Below are 22141 nucleotides of genomic sequence, written 5' to 3'. Positions count from 1 at the left end.
GGCTCCGCGCAAGAGGTTCGGGCGTCAGCAGAGCAGAGCCATGTGACCGAATGGTTGCAGCGGGGGAGGTCGAATCGGCTCAGGGCAGATGCCGATTATTTTTCCCGGGCCCAGGGTAGGGCGGGTCAAACCCGCGCTGGTGCGGGCTCGCGGGGTTCACCCGGCCTACCAGGAAGGCCTGCGCCTGGGTCATTTCGGCTCAGATCGGCCGGCCAATCCGGGCAAATCGGGCCTGCGCCGAAACCCTGTCACAGAAGCGTCATCCGCGGCTCCTAGCTTGCGCCCCAGGTCGCCGGGCACTGGTCCGGCCGCAACGCTTATCTGGGGAGATCAGCATGTACAAACGCCAACTCAATGCCCGCCGTGCGGGTTTTACCGTCAGCGTCCTGGCGCTGGCCATCGCCGCCACCCCGCTGTGGGCGGCCGACGAATATGTCGAGGTGATCGGCCAGGCCGCCAGCATCGATCAGGCACTCAAGGAGCAGCGCCGCTCCGACAGCGTACAGAGCACCGTGCACGCCGACGGCGTGGCCCAGCTGCCGGACCAGAACGTCGCCGAGTCCACCCAGCGCCTGCCGGGCGTGAGCGTCGAGCGCGACCAGGGCGAGGGCCGCTTCGTCAGCGTGCGTGGCCTGGGCCCGGACCTCAACAGCGTCAGCGTCAATGGCACCCTGATCCCCTCGCCGGAGGCCGATCGCCGCGCCGTGGCCCTCGACGTGCTGCCGTCCGAGCTGGTGCAGTCGCTGTCGGTGGTCAAGACCCTGACCCCGGACATGGACGCCAACTCGCTCGGCGGCACCATCGAAGTGGAGAGCCTGTCGGCCTTCGACCACAAGGGCCTGTTCTACACCGGCAGCGCCGAGGGCAGCTACGACGACAACACCGAGCAGACCAGCCCGAAATTCTCCGGCGCCATCAGCGACCGTTTCAGCCTTGGCGACGGCACCGACAACTTCGGCGTAGCCGCCGCGCTGAGCTGGCAGCAGCGTGATTTCGGCTCGGACAACGTCGAGACCGGCGGCGACTGGGACTTCGAGGACGGCGCCCGGCTCGCACAGCTTGAGCAGCGCGACTACGACATCCGCCGCGAGCGCAGCGGCCTGGGCCTGAACTTCGACTACCGCCCGGACGACTTTTCCAGCTACTACCTGCGCACCCTGTACAGCCGCTTCAAGGACACCGAGACGCGCAACGCCGCCGGTGTCGAGTTCGCCGATGCCCAGCAGCCCGGCGAGGCGGGTGATGCCGAGGGCTGGCGCGAGCTGAAGGACCGCGAGGAAACCCAGGAGATCCAGTCCTTCGTACTGGGCGGCGAGCAGCTGGTCGGCCAGTGGACCTTCAACGGCCAGGTCGGCTACAGCCAGTCCAGCGAGGACACGCCCGGACACATTGGCGGCGCGCTGTTCGAAGGCAACGACGACTTCGCCGATGTCGGTTTCGACAGCACCCGCAAGCCGCGGCTGAACGTCGGCGACGACTTCTACGACCCGGCCAGCTTCAGCCTCAGCGAGGTGGAGTGGGCCAAGGAGAACACCGAAGACACCGAGAAGAACATCAAGCTCGACGCCGCCCGTGACTACGACCTGGCCGGCCACGCCGCCCAGGTCAAGTTCGGTGGCAAGCTCAGCCGCCGCGACAAGAGCAACGACACCGATATCTGGACCTACGAGGACCTCGGCGACTTCGGTTTCAGCGACGAGCAACTGGGCATGGACCAGTTCACCAAGGGCACGGTCGACTACAGCCTGGACCGCTTCGGCCCCGGATTGTCGGCGGACCGCATCGAAGACCTGATCGGCGGCCTGGACCGCAGCGAGTTCTTCAACGAAGAGGAGTCGCGGGTCAACGACTTCGACATGAGCGAGGACATCAACGCGGCCTACCTGATGCACACCCTCGACATCGACGACCTGCGCATCATCACCGGCCTGCGCTACGAGGGCACCGAGTTCGAGGCCAAGGGCACCGGCATCCGCGACGGCGACTACGAGAGCATCGAGGCCAGCAACGACTACCACCACTGGCTGCCGGGCCTGCACGCGCGCTACCAGCTGGACAAGGACACCCAGGTGCGTGCCGCCATCACCCACAGCGTGGTGCGGCCGACCTTCGGCCAGCTGGCGCCAGGCTTCGTCATCGACGGCGACGAGGCCAGCTTCGGCAACCCGGCGCTCGACCCGCTGGAGTCGCGCAACTACGACCTCGGCATCGAGCACTACCTGGGCCGCGCCGGCGTGGTGTCCGCCTTCCTGTTCTACAAGGACATCGAAAACTTCGTCTACAACGCCGACCTGGCCGGCACTGGCGAGTGGGTCGATTTCGCCGAGGCCAACACCTTCGCCAACGGTGACAACGCCGACCTGTGGGGCCTGGAGCTGGCCTACTCGCAGAAGTTCGACTGGCTGCCGGCACCCTGGAACGGCCTGCTGCTGGGCGCTAACGCCACCTTCAGCCGCTCCGACGCCAGCATCAGCGGCTTCGATGCCGACAGCGGACGCGAGCTTTCGCGCGATATCGACCTACCGTTCCAGTCCGACACCGTCGGCAACCTGATGCTCGGCTGGGAGAACGACAAGCTCAGCCTGCGCCTGTCGGCCAACTACAAGTCCGACTACCTCTACGAGGTCGCCGGCATCGACGACAAGCAGCACGACCTGCACGTGGACGACCAGGTGTTCGTCGACTTCAGCGCCGGCTACTTCCTGACCAAGGAGCTGCAGCTCAAGTTCGAGGCGCAGAACCTCACCGACGAGAGCTACTACGTCTACACCGGGCGTAATGCCTACAACGCCCAGTACGAGGAATACGGCCCGACCTACAAGCTCGGCCTGACCTTCACCCACTTCTGACTCGTGCCTGCTGCGCGTCGGCCATACGGCCGGCTGCGCGATATAAGCCCCTCTCCCGTTTACGGGAGAGGGGGGGGAGAGGGCCTGAGTCGCCCCCTCTCCCCAACCCTCTCCCCAAGGGGAGAGGGAGCTGTGTCTGCCAGGCAAGCTTCATCACAAGGATTACCGACGCAATGCATCCATCGTTCCCCCTTTCCCTGCTGTTCGCCGGTCTGCTGCTGGCCGGTTGCGACCAGCTGCCTTCCTCGGCTTCGGCCGCAGCGCCGAAGCTGAGCCTGAGCCCCTGGGGCGCCTCCAGCCAGCTCAAGGCCGAGGACCTGCGCTTCGCCGGCGAGCAGCGCCTGGCCGCCAGCGAGCAGCGCGGCCTGCTGCTGCTCGATGCCCAGGGCGCCGAGCTGGCGCGCCTGCCCGGGCGCTTCACCGGCCTCGACAGCCGCGAGCTGGACGGCCAGCTGCTGGTCGCCAGCCTGGACGCCGCCAGCCAGCGCCCGACCCTGGTGCTGCTCGACCCGGCCACGCGCCAGTGGGGCCGCAGCCTGGCCCTGCCTGCCCGCGACTACGCGATGACCGGCCTGTGCCTGTACCGCGACGAGGCGGCCAACCTCTACCTGTTCCTGGTCGGCGAGGAGGGCCGTGGCGAGCAGTGGCTGGTCGGTACTGGCCGCGAGCTGAACACCGAGGCCCTGCGCGTGCGCGGCCTGCCGCTGCCGCCACAGGCCGAGTTCTGCCAGGTCGACGATGCCGCCAACCAGCTGCTGGTGAACGAGGAAGGTGTCGGCCTGTGGGCCTATCCGGCGCATCCGGAGGCCGAAGCTAGCCGCGTGCCGGTGGACATGGTCAAACCCTTCGGCGGCCTGGAGCAGGGCGTGGGCGCCATGGCCAGCGTGCCGGGTGGCGTGCTGGCGCTGGATGTCGGCGCCGGCAAACTGCACCTGTACCAGCGCCAGGGCGAGACCTGGAAGGCCGCCGGCAAGGTTGACCTGCCGGGCCTGGAGGAACCCGAGCGCCTGGCCGTGCGGCCGAGTGCCCAGGGCCTCGACCTTCTGCTGCAGGACGACGGCAGCGGCAGCTTCTACGAGGGTGCTCTGGCCTGGCAGCCGCAGCCGGTGGCGGCGCCCGAGGCGCTGGTGAATATCCCCGCGTTGCGCCAGAGCGAACCGGTCGGCCGCCACGGTGACGCCGCCGACGATCCGGCGATCTGGGTCGACCCGGTCAACCCGGCGCGCTCGCGCGTACTCGGCACCAACAAGAAGCAGGGCCTGCTGGTCTACGACCTGGACGGCACGCTGCTGCAGGAATTGCCGGTGGGCCGGCTGAACAACGTCGATGTGCGCGCCAATTTCAGCCTGGGCGGCGAACGCGTCGACCTGGCCGTGGCCAGCAACCGTGACCGCGACAGCATCGCCGTGTTCGCCATCGACCGCGCCAGCGGCGAGCTGCGCGAGGCCGGCGAGATTCGCACGCCGCTCAAGGAAATCTACGGCATCTGCCTGTTCCAGCCGGCCAGCGGCGAGCTGTACGCCTTCGCCAACGGCAAGGACGGCAGCTTCCTGCAGTACCGCCTGAGTGATAGCGGCGGTGAGGTCGCGGGTGAGCTGGTGCGGCGCTTCGCAGTGGCCAGCCAGCCCGAGGGCTGCGTGGCCGACGACCAGCGCCAGCGCCTGTTCGTCGGCGAGGAGGACACCGGCGTGTGGGCGCTGGACGCCCGTGCCGACGGCCCCACCGAGCTGCACGAGGTGATGAAGGTCGGCGGCGCGCTGCATGCCGATGTCGAGGGCCTCGGCCTGTACCAGTCTGAGGAGCGCGACTACCTGGTGGTGTCCAGCCAGGGCAACGACAGCTACCTGCTGCTCGATGCCGAGCCGCCCTATGCGCTCAAGGGCGCCTTCCGCGTCGGCCTCAACGGCGAGTTGGGTATCGACGGCGCCTCCGAGACCGACGGCCTGGAAGTGACCTCGGCCAACCTCGGCGGGCCCTGGAGCCAGGGCCTGCTGGTGGTGCAGGACGGGCGCAAGCGCATGCCGGAGAGCACGCAGAACTTCAAGCTGGTGCCCTGGGCCGACATCGCCCGTGCCCTCGGCCTGGAATAGCCCTGTCATCAGGCGGTAACCGCCGCGTAATCGAATAGCACCCATTCACCCTCTCCCCCGGGAGAGGGCCGGGGTGAGGGACGTGCAAGCACGACCCGCCCCCACACCTGAGGAGGAGCCACACCATGCACGCCACCCTGGAACAGATGACCGTCTGGAGCCTGGTCAACGACGCCAGCCTGCTGGTCAAGCTGGTCATGCTGAGCCTGCTTGCCGCTTCGCTGGCCAGCTGGTACCTGATCGTCCAGCGCAGCCTGCTGCTGGGTCGCAGCGAGCGCCTGGCGCGGGATTTCCTGCGTCGCTTCCGCGAGACAGGCGATCTCGCCACCCTGTACCGCGAAGGTGCCGAACGCACTGATGACGACGCCGCGCTGGAGCAGCTGTTCCGCGCCGGCTATGGCGAATATGCGCAGTTGCGCCGTGATCCACAGGTGGCGCGCGAGACGCTGATCGACGGCGTGGAGCGCAGCCTGCTGGTGGCCATTTCCGAGCAGGAGGCGCGCCTGGAGAAAGGCCTGACACTGCTCGCCACCATCGGCTCGGTCAGCCCCTACATCGGTCTGTTCGGCACCGTGTGGGGAATCATGAATTCCTTTATCGGCCTGTCGCAGGTGCAGCAGGCGACGCTGTCCACTGTCGCCCCGGGCATCGCCGAGGCGCTGATCGCCACCGCCATCGGCCTGTTCGCGGCGATTCCTGCGGTGATCGCCTACAACCGCTTCTCCGCCCGCGTGGCGGCCCTGAGCACCCGCCTGTATGCCTTCGGTAACGAGCTGCAGGGCCGCCTGCAGCGGCGCCTGCCGGCATCCGGCCTGGCCCAGGCGGCCTGAGGAGAGGCGAGATGCGCAAGCCGCAGTGCAAACACGGCCCCAAGGCCGAGATGAACGTGGTGCCCTATATCGACGTGATGCTGGTGCTGCTGGTGATCTTCATGGTCACCGCGCCCATGCTCACCCAGGGCGTGAAGATCGAGCTACCCAAGGTCGCCGCCGAGGCGCTGCCGACCGACAGCCAGCAGCAGGTGCTGACCCTCTCGGTGCAGGCCGACGGCGGCTACTACTGGAACCTTGGCAGCGAGCTGGACACCGAACACCGCACCGACAGTGCCGTGAGCCTGGAGGAGATGACCAGCAAGGTCGGCGCGCTGATTGCCGCGCGCAGCGACACCCAGGTGTACATCCGCGCCGACGGCCACGCCGACTACGCCACGGTCCTGGCCGGCATGGCTGCGCTGCAGAAGGGCGGGGTGAGCAACCTCGGCCTGATCACCGAGGCACCGCAGTGAGCACGCTGGCCATGTCTCGCCCGTCGTCCTGGGTGTTCGTACCGCTGACCGGCAACGGCTGGCGCAGCTTTGTCGCCGCCGGCGTGGCGGTGGGCCTGCACGCCCTGGTGCTGGCTTTGCTGCTCAGCCACTGGCAGGCCGACACGCCACCCGCACCGCAGGTGCAGACGCTGACCACGCGCCTGGTCACCCTGGCGCCGCCGGCCCCGCCACAGCCCGAGGCCGTGCTGCCGCCCGCGGTGCTGCCCGAGCCCGAGCCGGCCAAGCCGGTAGAGGCACCCAGGCCCGACCCACGCATCGAACAGCAGCAGCTGGAGCAGGCCGCCCTGGCGCGCAAGCGCGTCGAGCAGCAGCGCGAGCGTCAGCGCCTGGAACGCGAACAGGCCGAGCGCCAGCGCATTGAACGCGAGCGCCGTGCGGCCGAGGAACTGGCCCGCCAGCAGGTACAGGAAGCCCAGGCCCGCGCCGCTGCCGCAGCCGCCGAACGCGCCCGCCAGGCCGAGGCCGCGGCGGCCGCCAGTCGCCAGTACCTGCCGATCGCCAAGGACGCGCCGGATTACCCCGAACGCGCCCTGGACAAGGGCATCGAGGGCGACTGCACGGTGAGCTACCGGGTCAACCCGCAGGGCCGCGTCGAAGACCCGCAGGTGGTGGGTGACTGTCATCCGCTGTTCATACGCCCGTCACTCAACGCCGCTAAAAGCTTCCGCTACCAGCCGCGCCTGGTCGATGGCCGCGCGGTGGCGGTGGAAGGGGTGAGGAACACCTTCCACTACCGCATCGAATGACCCAGAGCGGCCAGCCCACTCCGACCACCCCCTCTCCCTCCGGGAGAGGGCCGGGGTGAGGGTATGGCGACCACCTCAGGCCGTAGCCCGGATGCAATCCGGGAAACCACCACAAAATTGCCAAGAGACCCTTGATGAACGAACACAGCCACTTCCACGAACGCCTGGAAGCCCACGACGACATCGCCATCAACCCCAGCAGCAACCCGCCGTTGGCCAACCTGATCAACCCGGCCCGGCGCAATGTGCTCAAGGGCGGCCTGACCCTGGCGGCGCTGGGCTTCTTCGGCGGCGGCCTGGCCGCCTGCGCGAAGGCCACTGCCAGCCCGCTGCTGGGCTTCAAGGGCGTGCCGGTGCAGCTCGACCCGCAGTTCGACCGCGTGCTGGTGGCGGAGGGCTATCGCGCCGTGCCGTTCTTCTCCTGGGGCGACCCGGTGGAAGCCGGCGCGCCGGCCTGGAACCCGGATGCCAGCGACGACTGGCAGGCCCAGCTCAAGCAGGCCGGCGACAACCACGACGGCATGAACTTCTTCCCCTTCGCCGGCGAGACGGATCGTGGCCTGCTGGTGATGAACCACGAGTACGTCAACCCGCCGCTGCACCCGTCCGGCAAGATCGACCAGAGCAAGCCGCGCCCACTGGCCGAGGTACGCAAGGAGCAGGCGGCCCACGGCGTGTCGGTGATCGAGGTGAAGAAGGGCGCAGATGGTCAGTGGCAACGGGTGATGGATTCGCCCTACAACCGCCGCATCAGCATGCTCACGCCGATGCGCATCGCCGGCCCGCTGGCCGGTCACGCGGTGATGAAGACCGCCAGCGACCCGGCGGGGCTGGAGGTGCTCGGCACCCTCAACAACTGCGCCACCGGCGTCACCCCCTGGGGCACCTTCCTCACCTGCGAGGAGAACTGGCCCAACTACTTCATCAACCGCGACAAGGCCGACTTCGAGGCACGCGTATCGCACAAGCGCTACGGCCTGGCCAAGGAAGGCACCAGCAAGAACTACGCGTGGGAGACTGCCGATCCGCGCTTCGACGCCACGCCATACGCCGACCAGCCCCACGGCGGCCACGTCAACGAGCCGCACCGCTTCGGCTGGGTGGTCGAGATCGACCCCTTCGATCCGCAGGCGCAGCCGATCAAGCGCACCGCCTTCGGCCGCTTCAGCCGCGAGTGCGCGGCGCAGAGCCTGGGCAAGGACGGGCGCATGGCGTTCTACTCCGGCGACGATGCCAAGGGCGAGTACATCTACAAGTTCGTCCCCGCCGGCCGCTTCGATGTCGCCAACCCCAAGGCCGCGCGCAACCTGCTCGACGAGGGCACCCTGTACGTCGCGCGCCTCAATGACGATGGCTCCGGCCAGTGGCTGGCGCTGGTGCACGGGCAGAACGGCCTGACCGCCGAGAACGGCTTCGCCAGCCAGGAAGAGGTACTGCTCAACGCCCGCGCCGCCGCCGACCGCGCCGGCGCCACGCCGATGGACCGCCCCGAGTGGGCCGCCGTGCACCCCACGACCGGCGAGGTCTACGTGACCCTGACCAACAATGACGGGCGCGGCGACAAGCAACCCACCGACAAGGCCAACCCGCGCCCGCACAACCTGCACGGGCAGATCCTGCGCTTCAACGAGCAGGGCGCCGACCCGACTGCCACCGCCTTCGCCTGGGAGCTGTTCCTGCTCGCCGGCGAGGCGCGCGGCGCCAAGGACAAGGACGGCAAGCCGGTGCCGGCCAACCTGACCGGCACCATCAATGGCGACCTGTTCTCCTCGCCGGACGGCCTGGCCTTCGACGCTGCCGGGCGCCTGTGGATCCAGACCGACTACGACGACATCGAGCCGGCCATGCACAACATGGGCTGCAACCAGCTGCTCTGTGCCGATCCCGCCACCCGTGAGGTGCGTCGCTTCCTGGTCGGCCCGCGCGGCTGCGAGATCACCGGCCTGGCCTGGAGCCCGGACGGCAAGGCCATGTGGGCCAATATCCAGCACCCGGGCCTCAGCTTCCCGGCCAGCGACGGCAAAACCCGCCCGCGCTCGACCACGCTGCTGATCACCCGAAATGATGGCGGGGTGATCGGTAGCTGAAGCCGCTTCGAGCAGGGCGTGTGCAACTCGCGTGGGCGGCTGCGCGGGCTGCACCCGCCCTGCGGATGGGGCTCGGCGCTAGAATGTCGCTCTGTCTTCATGAGGTGCGACATATGAGCGAGCAGTACGGTGTCGGCGACGCGTCCTACCGGGCGGCCGGGGGTATCGAAGGCCTGCGCCGGCTGGTCGAGGATTTCTACCGCTGCATGGACGAGCTGCCCGAGGCGGCCGCCGTGCGCGCCATGCACCCGGCCAGCCTGGAGATGTCGCGCGACAAGCTGGCCTGCTTCCTCAGCGGCTGGCTCGGTGGCCCCAGGCTGTTCGCCGAGCGCTACGGCTCGATTGCCATCCCCGCGTTCCATGCCCAGTGGCCGATCGACGAGGCCCAGGCCGAGGCATGGCTGACCTGCATGGCCCAGGCCATCGCGCAGCAGGACTACGCGCCGGCCTTCGCCGAGTACCTGCTGACCCAGCTGCGCGTGCCGGCCCGGCGCATCGTCCAGGCCAGCGCCGCACGGCATGGCTGAGAGCGCAGACATGACTCAGCTGCGCGGCGACCTGATCGACACCCCGCTGGGCTGCATGATCGCCCTGGTGGACGGGCACGGCGCTCTGCAGCGCCTGGAGTTTATCGATGAGGCCCCGGACGAGCCGCTGTACTGGCGGGGTGTGTTGGTGCAGCGCGAGTCGGCCGCCGTGGCCCCGGTAGCCTGGCAGTTGCAGGAATACTTCGCCGGCCGCCGTCGGGTCTTCGACCTGCCGCTGGCGCCCCAGGGCAACGCCTTTCTCCAGGAAGCCTGGCAGCACCTGCGCCAGGTGCCCTATGGCACCACCCTGAGCTACGGCCAGCTGGCCCTGAAGCTCAACCGCCAGACTTCGGCGCGCGCCGTGGGCCGCGCCAACGCGGTCAACCCCATCGCCATCATCGTGCCCTGCCACCGCATCATCGGTGCCGACGGCAAGCTCACCGGCTATGCCGGCGGCCTGCCGCGCAAGCAGGCGCTGCTGGAGCTGGAAGGTGTGCTGGCGCGGCAATCCGCGCTGTTCTAGGCGAATCTTTACGCTTTTTTAACGCCGGATGCCCAGTCTGTTGGCGAAAATTGACGGCCAGCTATGCTGCGCTGAGCGGTTGCCTGCCGCTCGCCGTATTCGTCAGTCCCAGCGGGTTCCGGGGAGATCCAGGTGAGTTCCAATACTGCAGAGTCGGCCGCCGAGAGCCACGGCCGCACATCATCCTTCGGCCTGCTGGTGGCCGCCGCCGGCGTGGTCTACGGCGACATCGGCACCAGCCCGCTCTACACCCTCAAGGAAGTCTTCGCCGGACATTACGGGGTGCGTGTCGACGCCGAGGGCGTGCTGGGCATCCTCTCGCTGATCCTCTGGTCGCTGCTCTGGGTGGTGTCGCTCAAGTACGTGCTATTCATGCTGCGCGCCGACAATGGTGGCGAGGGCGGGGTAATGGCCCTGACCGCGCTGGCCCGCCGCGCCACCGCCGGTTATCCGCGCCTGAGCGGGGTGCTGGTGCTGCTCGGCCTGTTCGGTACGGCATTGTTCTATGGCGACAGCATGATCACCCCGGCGATATCGGTGCTGTCCGCGGTCGAGGGGCTGGAAGTGGCACTGCCGGCCCTGGGGCACTGGGTGGTGCCGGTCACCGTGGTGCTGCTGATCGGCCTGTTCGTGATCCAGAAGCACGGTACGGCGCGCATCGGCATTCTGTTCGGGCCGGTGATGGTGCTGTGGTTCGCGGTGCTCGGCGTGCTCGGCATCCAGGGCATCGTGCTGCGCCCCGAAGTGCTGCAGGCGGTCAACCCGGTGTGGGCAGTGAACTTCTTCATCAGCCATCCGGGCATCGGCATCACCATTCTCGGGGCCGTGGTGCTGGCGCTGACCGGTGCCGAGGCGTTGTATGCCGACATGGGGCATTTCGGCCGCAAGCCGATCGCCCGCGCCTGGTTCGCCTTGGTGCTGCCGGGGCTGGTGCTCAACTACTTCGGCCAGGGCGCGCTGCTGCTGGAAAACCCCGAGGCGGCGCGCAACCCCTTCTACCTGCTGGCGCCGTCCTGGGCGCTGTTGCCGATGATCGGCCTCGCCACCCTGGCCACCATCATCGCCTCGCAGGCCGTGATCTCCGGTGCCTTCTCGCTCAGCCAGCAGGCCATCCAGCTTGGTTACATCCCGCGCATGCAGGTGCAGCACACCTCCAGTGCGGCCCAGGGGCAGATCTACATCGGCGTGGTCAACTGGGCGCTGATGGTCGCCGTGGTGCTGCTGGTGATCGGTTTCGGCTCGTCCGGCGCCCTGGCTTCCGCCTATGGCGTGGCGGTGACCACCACCATGCTGATCGATACCCTGCTGGTGGCTGCCGTGGCTCTGTTGCTGTGGCGCGCGCCGCTGTGGCTGGCGCTGCCGCTGCTGCTCGGTTTCCTGGTGGTGGACGGGCTGTTCTTTGCCGCCAACGTGCCGAAGATCTTCCAGGGCGGCGCCTTTCCGGTGGTGGCCGGGGTGGCGCTGTTCGTCCTGATGACCACCTGGAAGCGCGGCAAGCAGATGCTGTTCGCCCGGCTGGACGAGACGGCGCTGCCCCTGCAGGCCTTCCTCGACAGCATCCGCATCCAGCCGCCGCATCGGGTCGATGGCACCGCCATCTTCCTCAGCGCCCGCCCGGACGCCGTGCCCCACGCGTTGCTGCACAACCTGCTGCATAACCAGGTGCTGCACCAGCAGGTGATATTGCTCACGGTGGTGGTAGAGGACTGCCCGCGGGTAGAGGCAGGGCAGCGTATTGAGGTCATGCGGTATGGCGATGGCTTCTTCCGTGTACTGCTGCACTTCGGTTTCATGGAGGAGCCCAACGTGCCGGAGGCGCTGCGTCTGTGCCGGGTCGAAGGGCTGAATGTCGAGCCGATGCGTACCACCTACTTCCTCAGCCGCGAGACGGTGATCCCGACCAAACGCTTCGGCATGGCGCCCTGGCGCGAGCGCCTGTTCGTGGTGCTGCAGAAGAACGCCAACAGCAGCATGAGTTACTTCCAGCTGCCGGTGAACCGGGTGATCGAGTTGGGTACCCAGGTGGAGATCTAACCCGGACGGCGCCGCGACGGTCCAAGTAGAATCGCGCCGAGAACAGTTTTCCGGGACAACCGCGTGGATCTACAGCAGGGCTTCGTCCTGACCCGCCACTGGCGCGACACCGCCGCCGGCAGCGAGGTGGAATTCTGGCTGGCCACGGATGCCGGCCCGCGTCGCCTGCGTCTGGCGCCGCAGCCGGCGGTGGCCTTCGTGCCGTTGCAACAACGCGCACAGGCGCAAGCGCTGCTGCAGGGCGAGCGCGGCGTGGAGCTGCGCGAGCTGGGCCTGCGCGACTTCCACCAGCGCCCGGTGCTCGGCCTGTACTGCGCCTCCTATCGCCAGCTGCTGAAGCTGGAAAAGCGCCTGCGCGAGGCCGGCGTGGAGGTCTACGAGGCCGACATCCGCCCGCCCGAACGCTACCTGATGGAGCGCTTCATCACCGCGCCGGTGCTGTTTGCCGGCACGCCGGATGCCGAGGGCGTGCTGTGCAACGGCCTGCTCAAGCCGGCGCCGGACTACCGCCCGCAGCTGCGCCTGGCCTCGCTGGACATCGAGACCAGCGAGCGCGGCGAGCTGTATTCCATCGCCGTGGAAGGTTGCGGCCAGCGCCAGGTGTACATGCTCGGCGAAGGCGCGGCGGTGGACGACTTCGACCTGACCTACTGCGCCAGCCGCGCCGAGCTGCTGCAGCGGCTGAATGACTGGCTGGCCGCGCATGACCCGGACGCCATCATCGGCTGGAACCTGGTGCAGTTCGACTTGCGCGTGCTGCTGGCCCACTCCCGCGAGCTCAAGGTGCCGCTGCGCCTCGGCCGTGACGGCGGCGAGCTGCACTGGCGCGAGCATCGCAGCCACAACCACTACTTCGCCGAGGCGGCCGGGCGGCTGATCATCGACGGTATCGAGGCACTGCGCTCGGCGACCTGGAACTTCCCTTCGTTCAGCCTGGAAAACGTCGCCCAGAGCCTGCTCGGCGAGGGCAAGGCAATCGACACGCCCTACGAGCGGATGGACGAGATCAACCGCATGTTCGCCGAGGACAAGCCGGCCCTGGCCCGCGACAACCTCAAGGACTGCGAGCTGGTCACGCGCATCTTCGCCCACACCCGGCTGATCGACTTCCTTCTCGAACGCGCCGCCGTCACCGGCCTGCAGGCCGATCGCAGCGGCGGCTCGGTGGCCGCCTTCACCCACCTGTACCTGCCGCCCATGCACCGCCTGGGCTTCGTCGCGCCCAACCTGGGCGACATGCAGGGCGACAGCAGCCCCGGCGGCTTCGTCATGGATTCGCGCCCCGGCCTGTACGAATCGGTGCTGGTGCTGGACTACAAGAGCCTGTACCCCTCGATCATCCGCACCTTTCTGATCGACCCGGTCGGGCTGATCGAAGGCCTGCGCGAGCCGGACGATGCGCATTCGGTGGCCGGTTTCCGTGGCGCGCGCTTCTCTCGTACCCGGCATGCCCTGCCGGCGATGGTCGAGCGCGTCTGGCAGGGCCGCGAGGCGGCCAAGCGCGCCGGCAACGCGGCGCTGTCGCAGGCGCTGAAGATCATCATGAATTCCTTCTACGGCGTGCTCGGCTCCAGCGGCTGCCGCTTCTTCGACCCGCGCCTGGCCTCGTCCATCACCCTGCGCGGGCACGAGATCATGCGCCGCACCCGCGAGCTGATCGAGGCCGAGGGCTACCAGGTGATCTATGGCGACACCGACTCCACCTTCGTCTGGCTCGGCCGCGCGCACGAGAACGAGGCGGCGACGGCCGTCGGCCGGGCGCTGGTCGAGCGGGTAAACCAGTGGTGGCGCGAGCACCTGCAGGCCGAGATGGGGCTGACCAGCGCCCTGGAGCTGCAGTTCGAGACCCATTACCTGCGCTTTCTGATGCCCACGGTGCGGGGTGCCGAGGAGGGCAGCAAGAAGCGCTACGCCGGCCTGGTCAGGCGTGCCGACGGGCGTGACGAGATGGTGTTCAAGGGCCTGGAAACGGTGCGAACCGACTGGTCGCCACTGGCCCAGCAGTTCCAGCAGGAGCTGTACCGCCTGATCTTCGCGCGCCAGCCGCACCGCGACTATGTGCGTGACTACGTGCAGCGCACCCTGGATGGCGAGCTGGACGAGTTGCTGGTGTACCGCAAGCGGCTCAAGCGCAACCTCACCGACTACCCGCGTAATGTGCCGCCGCATGTGCGCGCCGCGCGCCTGGCCGACGAACACAACGACCGCCTCGGCCGCCCCCGGCAGTACCGGCGCGGCGCCTGGATCGGCTACCTGATCACCGTTGCCGGCCCCGAGCCGCTGGAAACCCGGCGCTCGGCCATCGACTACGACCACTACATCCAGCGCCAGCTGCGGCCGGTGGCGGACGCCATCCTACCCTTCGTGGGTGACGACTTCGCTGCGCTGATCGAGCGCCAGCTCGGGCTGTTCTGAGCGCTGTGCCAGGCTCGCACGGTCACGCCCCTGCGTCTTGGCCTGATAGAGCGCCTCGTCGGCGCGCTGCAGCAGGTCGTTGACGCTGTCCCCGGCGCCGAGCTGGGCAACCCCCGCACTCAGCGTGCACGGCTTGCCGGTAGCCAGCGGCAGGCTCCGCGCCTGCGCCAGGATGCGCTCGGCCAGTTGCAGCGCCTGCTCGCCACGGGTTTCCGGGCAGATCAGCAGAAACTCCTCGCCGCCCCAGCGCCCCAGGCAGTCGCCCTGGCGCACGGCGCGCGCCAGCAGCGCGGCGATGTCGCACAGCACCTGGTCGCCGACCAGATGGCCGTGCTGATCGTTCACCACCTTGAAGTGGTCGATGTCGAACAGCACCACCGCCAGCGGCCGATGATGGCGGCGCGCGGTTTCGACGGTGCCCTGGCTGAACCGGTTGAGCTGCTTGCGGTTGGCCAGGCCGGTCAGCGCGTCCGTGACCGCCTGCCGCGCCAGCTTGCGGTTCGCCCGGCGCAGGCGTATCACCCAGAACAGGTTGCTGGCCAGGATCAGCACGAACACAGCGACCACCTGCAGCAGCAGTCGATAGTCGACCGGCGTCTCCACCCGTACCGCCACGTAGCGATTGACGATGGCGTTGACCTCGTCCGGGGTGAGCGTGGCGATGGCCTGATCGAGGATGTCGCGCAGCATCGGCTCCGAGCGCAGCACGCCGATGCGGAACAGGTTGTCCAGTTCCGGCACCTGGCCGGCGATCTTCAGGTTGAACCAGCCCTCGTTCTTGATGGTGTCGGCGGCCATCACCAGCGAGCGCAGGGTGAACTCGGCCTGGCGCTCGTTGACCAGGCGCTAGGCCTCCGCCTCGCTGCCGACGATCACGAACTGCAGGCCGGGATAGAGGCGGCGCAGCTTTTCCTCGACCGAGGTACCCGAGGGCAGGGCGATGCGGGCGCCGACGAAGTCGCCCAGGCTGGCGACGCTGGGGTGCTCCTCGCGGCTGATCAGCACATTGGCGTCGGTGAAGTAGGGCTGGGTGAACAGCAGCCAGGCGTCGCGGTCCGGGCTCTGGTTGAGAAAGCCGAGCAACTGACACTCGCCAGCCTTGGAAGCGGCCAGCGAGGCATCCCAGTCCGGTGTGACGTGGATACGCAGCGTCAGCCCGGCGCGGCTGGCCAGCAGACGCAGCAGGTCGGCGGCGATGCCTTCATGCTCGCCCCGGGCATTGAGGCGCTCGAACGGCGCCCAGTCCGGGTCGACACACATACTGATTTCGGGGTGGGCGCGCACATAGGCCTGCTGCTCCGGTGACAGCGCCACATCACCCCAGGCGTGGGCGCAGAGCAGGCCCAACATCAACAACAGATACCGCACGAACCGTCTCCCGGTCGATCTGCAAAAACGTCCGGGCTGACCGGTACGCGCAGAGCATACCGCTGCCACCGGCGCTCTGCAGCCTGTGCTGATACAGGGCTGTCCGGGCGCGCTTCAGCCGTGCGGCGCGGCCGCGAGGCCGGTTCCTGCGCGTTCACTGAGCTTCACGCCCTGCGGGCGGCAGCGGAAGCATTTGCATTGATTGACGGGTTGCCGATAGGTACGGCAGATGATGGGTGTACTCATGATGAATGCTCATGTCGGGCGCGCCGACGTTGTGCCTGGGCGCGCATGCGTTATGACCGGCAAGCCAGGCATGCGTTCGCAAGCTGGTTCAGCGGCGGCTAGTTGTCTCGACAGGAGGTGACGCCAGTAGGGACGATTGAGATCAAGCAGAACAGCTGCACGAACCTTGTCGAACAAGGCACTGCAGGGGAGGGGCGGCTTGCATCAATGCTGCACAGTGCATCTGCTCCTGATCTCAGGGGGGCAGAACGTGTGCTCAAGTGGAGTGGTGTTCCAGATACATGCCAGGTCCGGGAAGGACTGCATTGCCGCATGGCTCAGGATGGCCGTTGCCATCTGCGCCTATCACCTTGCGGGGGGCGGCACCATAACACGTTGCGGTGGGCGGTTGTCGATTTTTTGATCAGAAAAGAAAAACCCTGATCTTCGGCAGGAAAATCAGGGGGGTGATCTGCCGGAGCCGGGAGGATTTGAACCCATCCTGTCGCGCTTGCAATGCTCTGCATATCCCGGCAGTGCTGACCTCGCTGCACACGTGCTGCCGCATTGAGCTGCATAGCTTTGCTTCTTCTGTGACACTTTATGGTCACTGGCCCTAGTAGCTACGGCTCGGGCAAGATTATTTCTGGCTTTGGAGGCCGGCTTTAATTTGAGAAATAAGAGGGGGTATTTCTGGATAGCCTCTTGTTGAGTAGTCAATTATTTTATTTCTATGGCCTATGGCTTCTAATGTTAGTTCGTAAAATATATATAGGCAGCTATATGTAAGGTCGAAAAGCTTTTGAGTGTCATTGAATAACTTTTGATGGCTGCCATGAAGAGCTTTATGTCTGAGACTGTTCCAGTTGTCTGCTTTGTTGCCTAGTAGCTTATAAAACGCATTTTTTACGGATGGCGAACCTGCAGATTTCAAGTTCCCTGAGATTCTTTGAAAGGCTCTTGGGGATATCGATGACTCTATTTTTGAGATGACATCTAGTGCTTGCAGGCACTCTTTCTCAAAGGAGCTGTCAGCTACTTTATATTTGCTGTAAAAGAAATCTACCATCCCTTCTATGTTTGAGCATATTGATTTCATGAAGGGTTCTATCCCGGCTTGGCTTGATATGCCGATCTCTTTCCAGAACCATATTATTGCCTTTCTTTTTTCTTGAGAGAGCTTGTGTAGTTTATTTGTTATTTCTTCAAGCTCATCTATTTTGTGGTGGCGGTTCAGAGGTGGCAGGATGCTCCACAGCTCTTCGGGGGCAGGGCGGGAATAGAGCGTTATAGAGAAGCTCTTTGGGGTTATGCTGTGATCGTATATTTTTTGAAGATTCTTGCCGGTAGCTAGTTCAATTGCATGCACAATTGATTGTGCTTTTTCATTTGTAATTTGTTTGGGGCTTTTTATCAGAAAGGTCACATGGTTTTCGTGAATTCTAATCTGGCATTTTTTGTCGGCAACAGTGACGTTGGTAATGTTTCTTTTCTGTTCTTTCTCGTTATATTCATTGGTTGGAATCTTTAGGTCTTTTACTTCGCAGGCTATTAGTCGAGTGTTTCCCGTCGGCGGGTGAGCCGTTTTTCCTTTTTGAAAAATGTCGGGTATTTGCCCTTTAAAAACTATGGTGCTTGTTGGGAAGTAGTAATTTGTGCTTAGGTGGATGTCTGTCGCTATCCACTTATGGCCTTCTACGCTTATTCCTTCGATTTTGAAATAGTGTTCTTTTGGGATGATTTGGCCTGGCTCTATGTAGTCCATTCCCCAGTTTGGCTCAAGAGGTTTTCCTTTTGGGGGGCTCCATATTGCCTCCAATATTAGTTGGCCATTTTTGTCTTGTGTTATTTTTCCGTTGGCAATGTATTTTTTCGGGTTTTGTTTGTCTTGAGATATTATTTTTAATGTCTTAAATGTTATCTCAAGCTCTGATTTTAATATGTTGTTTATGGCTTTTTCTGAGTTCATTGGTGCGTGCCCTTGTTTAAGGCGATGCCGCTTTATGTGTTTTAACTAAATGGCAGGCACGGCACTTGTCGCGCTGTAAGTAGGCCGGCCATTTCTGTTTTCTGAGCACGCCTTACGAATCCACCTTTTGCCGGGCATGCCTGCGCCTAGCTATTCCTTGCTTGAGCGCTATCCCGCGTTCGGTTGGCTCAAGTTTCGGTTGGCCTCGTCAGGGTCAGGGCTTGTCTGTCCAATCTCGGGTGCTGTTTGCCCGCTAGCAATCCAAAAAGCGTACTGAGGAAACATCTGCACGATGGCCTCTATGTCCTGTTCGTTGGCACGCCGCTTTCCATTTCTCAGGTGATACCAGCTGCTGCGGTCTATGCCGGTTAGCTTCTCAAGCTTAGGGGCCGAAAGCTGTTCTTTATCCCAAATGGATATCAATCTTTCTCTTATCATTCCTAAAGCATCTAAAAAGCTTGCACATAGTGGTGGTTTCTATGTGGTGGCTGGCTTATATTTTGTCTCTACCTTGCAAATAATGTAAGGCATTTAATGCAAGATAAAGCTGGATATAGCGGAGTTCATGGATGCTACCACCTGAAGGTCTTGACCCCCAAAAGCTGCACGGTGCCCCGCCTTTGATGCCTTGGCAGAGGTTCGCCGAATGGATCGGCATGGGTGACGAACCCATCGTCGTGCGTACCTGGATTGATCGCGGCTACTTGCCCACCGAGAAGGTAGGTAAGCGCGTGATGGTCAACGTGGCGCTTCTGACCCGCCACCTTCTGGAGCGGGAGTGGACCCTATGAGCAAAGACCAAAGCCTGGACCTGTGCAGCGTGAAGACCTTCGCCGAAATGAGCGGTGTGTCGGTGGAAGAGGCAATCAACTGGATCGACACCGGCACCATCCCGAGCATGCGGCTAGCGGACTTCCGCATGGTTAACCTCGCCCGCCTGCGTGAAGACATGGCCAAGGGCAAGACCCAGTTCAAAGAGGGGGACTACAGCCATGTCTAGTAAGCCTGCTGGTCTGGATGTGCTCTCCGCTGTGGGCTTCCTGGGGGAGCCGGTGGTGGTCGAACTGGTCTGGGACGACGATCCCGAGCCGTGCTGGCGTGCCGGCTATGTGATCGGCTTGGTGTTGCCCGTCGAAGGCGTTCATGAGCAGGCGTTCCTGCTGATGAAGAATCCCGGCGATGAACACCCTCTGGACGTGTATCTCTCGGATATCCGTTCTATCCGGTCGATTCGCAGCGAAGCGCGCAGTTTTCTGAGGCGCTTGCCGATCCCTCCGATGTTCCAGAGCCAGCCCGGATTCAAGGAAGGAGAGCGCCGCCATGCATAGCTGCAATGTCGTCACCGCTGCCAATGCGGCGCAGTACATGGGCGCCACCGTACTCGTTGAAATGATCTGGTACCAAGACCCGGAACCGCTGTGGCGCTGCTTCCACATCGTCGGCATGGCCCTGCCGATGGAGGGCGTTTACCACGAGGCCGGCTACTTCCTGACGATGCCCCTGGATGGAAAGGCTGATTTTCCGACCGAGCTTTGCTTCTACAACATCCGCACCATTCGGGCGATACGGCACCGCGACCGGCACAGTTCCGGCAACGTACTGGGCCGTATGACCCGAACCTATCCAGAGAGGTCAGGGGCCGCGCTCCCGGCTCGTCGGAACAGCTCCACCGTTCCGAAGAACGGAAGCACGGGCGCAGCGCACCCTTGACCCTGCACAAACATGAACAGCCTCTGCCGGGGAGTGTGGGGTAGCTTCACCACCCCACGCTCCCGAGCCCTCGGCGGCAAGAGCGGGATGACAAGGGCGGCGCCCTTGGTGTGCATTTCAGCTGATTCCTCCCGCGCTTTACTTCCCGTCTTCTGATGGCCTGCAGGCTATGGCAACCACCCCATCCCTGGAGCGTTCGAAATGGACGGCCTCAATCCCCTCGCAATCCTCCTTCTGTTGCTCTCCCTTGCTCACTGGATCGGCCAAGCCGCAACCCAGTTACCCAACAGTATTCAACCAACCATATGGCTCTACGAAGCGGCAGACGGCGCGCGCGATGGAGCGGCTCGGTACAGAGCGACCACGCGCGCGCCGGCCGCCGCCTGACGTCCCTGTAACACGTCAGATAGTCAGTTTCCGAAACAGCAATTACTGGTCATTGATGGAGAAACCCAATGAAGATGAAAGACCACGTTCGCCTCAACCTGAACGGTGAAGAGAGCCCGAAGGGACGAATCTTCGTGGACCCGGGCAATGCACGGCTGACCGACCTGTCGAACGTCCGCCTGCTGCGCTGCGCGGTCGATACGGTCCGCCAGCTGTACCGGGGGCTGATCCTGCCCCACATCCTGGGCATGTTCGACAAGCCCGGCACCATCGTCGATTTCGCAGGGGAGCGCTGGCATGCCGGCCGTGTCAGCAAGGACTCCGGCTACCAGTACAAGCTGCAGAACGCCGACCTGGGCTTTGTCCTGCTGGTGAAGAACTTCAACTGCAAGTCTGACGTGATCGGTCCCCACCTCAAGATCGAAGTGTCACCCCATGCCATCGACGCCCTGAGCCCCGAGCGCCTGCAAGAGCGCATGGACTATTACGCCAGCCACGTGCTGAGCCACATCGAGCGCAACCAGTGCGCCGTGCATCTGGCCCTGGACGTACAGGGCTGGCAACCACCTGCCGATCTGGTCGCCCGTATGCACTGCCGGGCGCGCACTCACCGCGACATCAGCGGCATCAACCAGATCGAGTGGGCCACCAAATCCAGCGTCTACGGCCGCGGTGAAACCTCCATGTTCGGTTCCGCTGCTGGCGTGCAACTGTGCATTTACAACAAGACCGAGCAGGCCAAGGCCACTGACAAACTCGACTTCTGGGAAGGCGTCTGGAAGCGCCGCGACAGCTTCGACGAGGGCGACCCGGACAACTACAACCCGGCCCAGGATGTGTGGCGTGTGGAACTGCGTTACCACCACTCCATCATCCAGCAATTCGCCAGCGGCTCCATCGATCTGGCCACCGGCAAGGCCATTGAAACCGACTGCTATGCGACCTTCGCAGGGCATCTGGACGGCCTGTGGCGCTATGGCCTGCGGCAGTTCAAGTTCATCTCCCGCCCTGGCTATTTCGAGCCGGTATGGACCCTGATGCGTGACGATGCGCGTGTCGATGTGCCGGTCGATTCCCTGATCGATGCCACCGAGTACAAGCGCCACTACAAGACTGCCCGAGGCTTCTCCGGTAAGAACGTGGAGCTGTTCCTGGGAAACTTCGTAAGCCTGCTGGCTAGGGAGCGAGTGGGCGTAAAAAAGGCGTTCTCCACCCTAAAACAATGGGACTGTTGGCCCGTCATCCGGGAGCACTACGCCGCTAAGGAAATGAGCGAGCGCGAGCTCTATAAGCACATCAAGGGGCTACTGGAGGAACGCCACGTCAGGTGGGGGCGAGCTGTATAGATGGCAATCGAACAGCTACCGGACGGACGTTGGAAGGTCGACGTCGAGCCCGTCAAAGGCAAGCGCTTCCGCAAGACCCTCAAGACCAAGGGTGAAGCCCAGCGATTCGAAGCGACCTGCAGAGCCAGATTTGCACAAAACCCGGATTGGGCACCCAAGCCGAAAGACCTTCGCCGTCTCGGTGAGTTGGTCGGCCTCTGGTTCGATTTACACGGTCATTCGCTGAGAGACGGCGAGCGTCGCCGCATCAAGCTTGAAGCCCTGGCCAAGTGCCTGCGCGACCCTCCTGCCATCAGGTTGGACCCGCAGACCTACGCACAGTATCGCCGGATCAGGTTAGGGGCGGGCACGTCGCCGAAGACTCTGAATAATGAGCTTGGGTATCTGCGTGCCGTCTACAACGAACTGCGCGGCCTGGGCGTCATCGACTACGACAATCCGCTGTCCCTGGTGAAGCCGTTGAAGATCCAGGAGCGTGAACTGTCCTGGCTGACGACAGACCAGATTGCCGAGCTATTGGCTGAGATCCGCAGGGGCT

Annotated in this window: 19 protein-coding genes; 16 read left to right on the top strand and 3 right to left on the bottom strand. The window is 64.6% G+C overall.

Annotation, left to right across the window (positions count from 1 at the left end; all coding sequences use genetic code 11):
- Window positions 1-335: 335 nt before the first annotated feature.
- From PA6_RS16935 to PA6_RS16890, 10 genes are all read left to right on the top strand, one after another.
- Window positions 336-2849: a TonB-dependent receptor gene (locus PA6_RS16935; protein ID WP_021702178.1), complete on the top strand. Its 2514-nt coding sequence runs from the start codon at window positions 336-338 to the stop codon at window positions 2847-2849.
- A gap of 173 nt (window positions 2850-3022) precedes the next feature.
- Window positions 3023-4939 (top strand): phytase, encoded by a 1917-nt coding sequence (locus tag PA6_RS16930; protein WP_021702177.1) that lies wholly within the window; start codon window positions 3023-3025, stop codon window positions 4937-4939.
- 125 nt (window positions 4940-5064) lie between these two features.
- A complete protein-coding gene (tolQ, locus tag PA6_RS16925) occupies window positions 5065-5769 on the top strand; it encodes a protein TolQ (RefSeq protein ID WP_021702176.1) in 705 nt (234 codons plus the stop codon).
- An 11-nt stretch (window positions 5770-5780) separates the two neighbouring features.
- Window positions 5781-6224, top strand: coding sequence for a protein TolR (gene tolR, locus PA6_RS16920; protein WP_021702175.1), 444 nt, complete (start codon window positions 5781-5783; stop codon window positions 6222-6224).
- 11 nt (window positions 6225-6235) lie between these two features.
- Window positions 6236-7012, top strand: a complete 777-nt coding sequence (locus PA6_RS16915; RefSeq protein ID WP_021702174.1) for an energy transducer TonB — start codon at window positions 6236-6238, stop codon at window positions 7010-7012.
- A 134-nt stretch (window positions 7013-7146) separates the two neighbouring features.
- Window positions 7147-9099, top strand: coding sequence for a PhoX family protein (locus PA6_RS16910; protein ID WP_021702173.1), 1953 nt, complete (start codon window positions 7147-7149; stop codon window positions 9097-9099).
- Window positions 9100-9212: 113 nt separating this feature from the next.
- Window positions 9213-9626, top strand: a complete 414-nt coding sequence (locus tag PA6_RS16905) for a group II truncated hemoglobin (protein ID WP_021702172.1) — start codon at window positions 9213-9215, stop codon at window positions 9624-9626.
- 10 nt (window positions 9627-9636) lie between these two features.
- The gene (locus tag PA6_RS16900) at window positions 9637-10149 is read left to right on the top strand and encodes a methylated-DNA--[protein]-cysteine S-methyltransferase (RefSeq protein WP_021702171.1); all 513 of its coding nucleotides are present in this window, start codon (window positions 9637-9639) and stop codon (window positions 10147-10149) included.
- Between the two features lie 132 nt (window positions 10150-10281).
- Complete coding sequence (locus tag PA6_RS16895) at window positions 10282-12183, top strand: potassium transporter Kup (RefSeq protein WP_021702170.1); 1902 nt, start codon at window positions 10282-10284, stop codon at window positions 12181-12183.
- Between the two features lie 63 nt (window positions 12184-12246).
- Window positions 12247-14598: a DNA polymerase II gene (locus PA6_RS16890; protein ID WP_021702169.1), complete on the top strand. Its 2352-nt coding sequence runs from the start codon at window positions 12247-12249 to the stop codon at window positions 14596-14598.
- Here the strand turns inward: PA6_RS16890 and PA6_RS24285 are convergent.
- The 3 genes from PA6_RS24285 to PA6_RS23455 all read right to left on the bottom strand — a co-directional run bounded on the left by PA6_RS24285 (window position 14539) and on the right by PA6_RS23455 (window position 18160).
- Window positions 14539-15396, bottom strand: coding sequence for a GGDEF domain-containing protein (locus tag PA6_RS24285; RefSeq protein ID WP_021702168.1), 858 nt, complete (start codon window positions 15394-15396; stop codon window positions 14539-14541). The genes PA6_RS16890 and PA6_RS24285 overlap by 60 nt on opposite strands.
- Before the next feature lie 48 nt (window positions 15397-15444).
- Window positions 15445-15966 carry a transporter substrate-binding domain-containing protein gene (locus tag PA6_RS24280; protein ID WP_255209935.1) on the bottom strand — a complete coding sequence of 174 codons (522 nt, stop codon included), beginning with the start codon at window positions 15964-15966 and terminating at the stop codon, window positions 15445-15447.
- 865 nt (window positions 15967-16831) lie between these two features.
- On the bottom strand, window positions 16832-18160 hold the full coding sequence (locus PA6_RS23455) for a hypothetical protein (protein ID WP_021702166.1): 1329 nt from the start codon (window positions 18158-18160) through the stop codon (window positions 16832-16834).
- Window positions 18161-18783: 623 nt separating this feature from the next.
- Between PA6_RS23455 and PA6_RS16880 the strand changes: the two genes are divergently transcribed.
- The 6 genes from PA6_RS16880 to PA6_RS16850 form a co-directional block, all read left to right on the top strand.
- Window positions 18784-18951: a DNA-binding protein gene (locus PA6_RS16880; RefSeq protein ID WP_172491641.1), complete on the top strand. Its 168-nt coding sequence runs from the start codon at window positions 18784-18786 to the stop codon at window positions 18949-18951.
- Window positions 18948-19160 (top strand): MerR family transcriptional regulator, encoded by a 213-nt coding sequence (locus PA6_RS16875; RefSeq protein ID WP_021702163.1) that lies wholly within the window; start codon window positions 18948-18950, stop codon window positions 19158-19160. Before PA6_RS16880 ends, PA6_RS16875 begins: the two co-directional genes overlap by 4 nt.
- Window positions 19153-19488, top strand: a complete 336-nt coding sequence (locus PA6_RS16870; protein WP_021702162.1) for a hypothetical protein — start codon at window positions 19153-19155, stop codon at window positions 19486-19488. Before PA6_RS16875 ends, PA6_RS16870 begins: the two co-directional genes overlap by 8 nt.
- Window positions 19481-19870 carry a hypothetical protein gene (locus tag PA6_RS23900; RefSeq protein WP_021702161.1) on the top strand — a complete coding sequence of 130 codons (390 nt, stop codon included), beginning with the start codon at window positions 19481-19483 and terminating at the stop codon, window positions 19868-19870. Before PA6_RS16870 ends, PA6_RS23900 begins: the two co-directional genes overlap by 8 nt.
- A 455-nt stretch (window positions 19871-20325) precedes the next feature.
- Window positions 20326-21603, top strand: a complete 1278-nt coding sequence (locus PA6_RS16855; RefSeq protein ID WP_021702159.1) for a hypothetical protein — start codon at window positions 20326-20328, stop codon at window positions 21601-21603.
- Window positions 21604-22141: phage integrase (locus tag PA6_RS16850; protein WP_021702158.1), on the top strand; the 538-nt coding region annotated here is incomplete at its 3' end.

Source organism: Aquipseudomonas alcaligenes NBRC 14159 (assembly GCF_000467105.1).
GTDB classification, from domain to species: domain Bacteria; phylum Pseudomonadota; class Gammaproteobacteria; order Pseudomonadales; family Pseudomonadaceae; genus Aquipseudomonas; species Aquipseudomonas alcaligenes.
The sequence above is the reverse complement of the archived record's forward strand: the minus strand, read 5'-3'. Positions and strand labels throughout refer to the sequence as shown.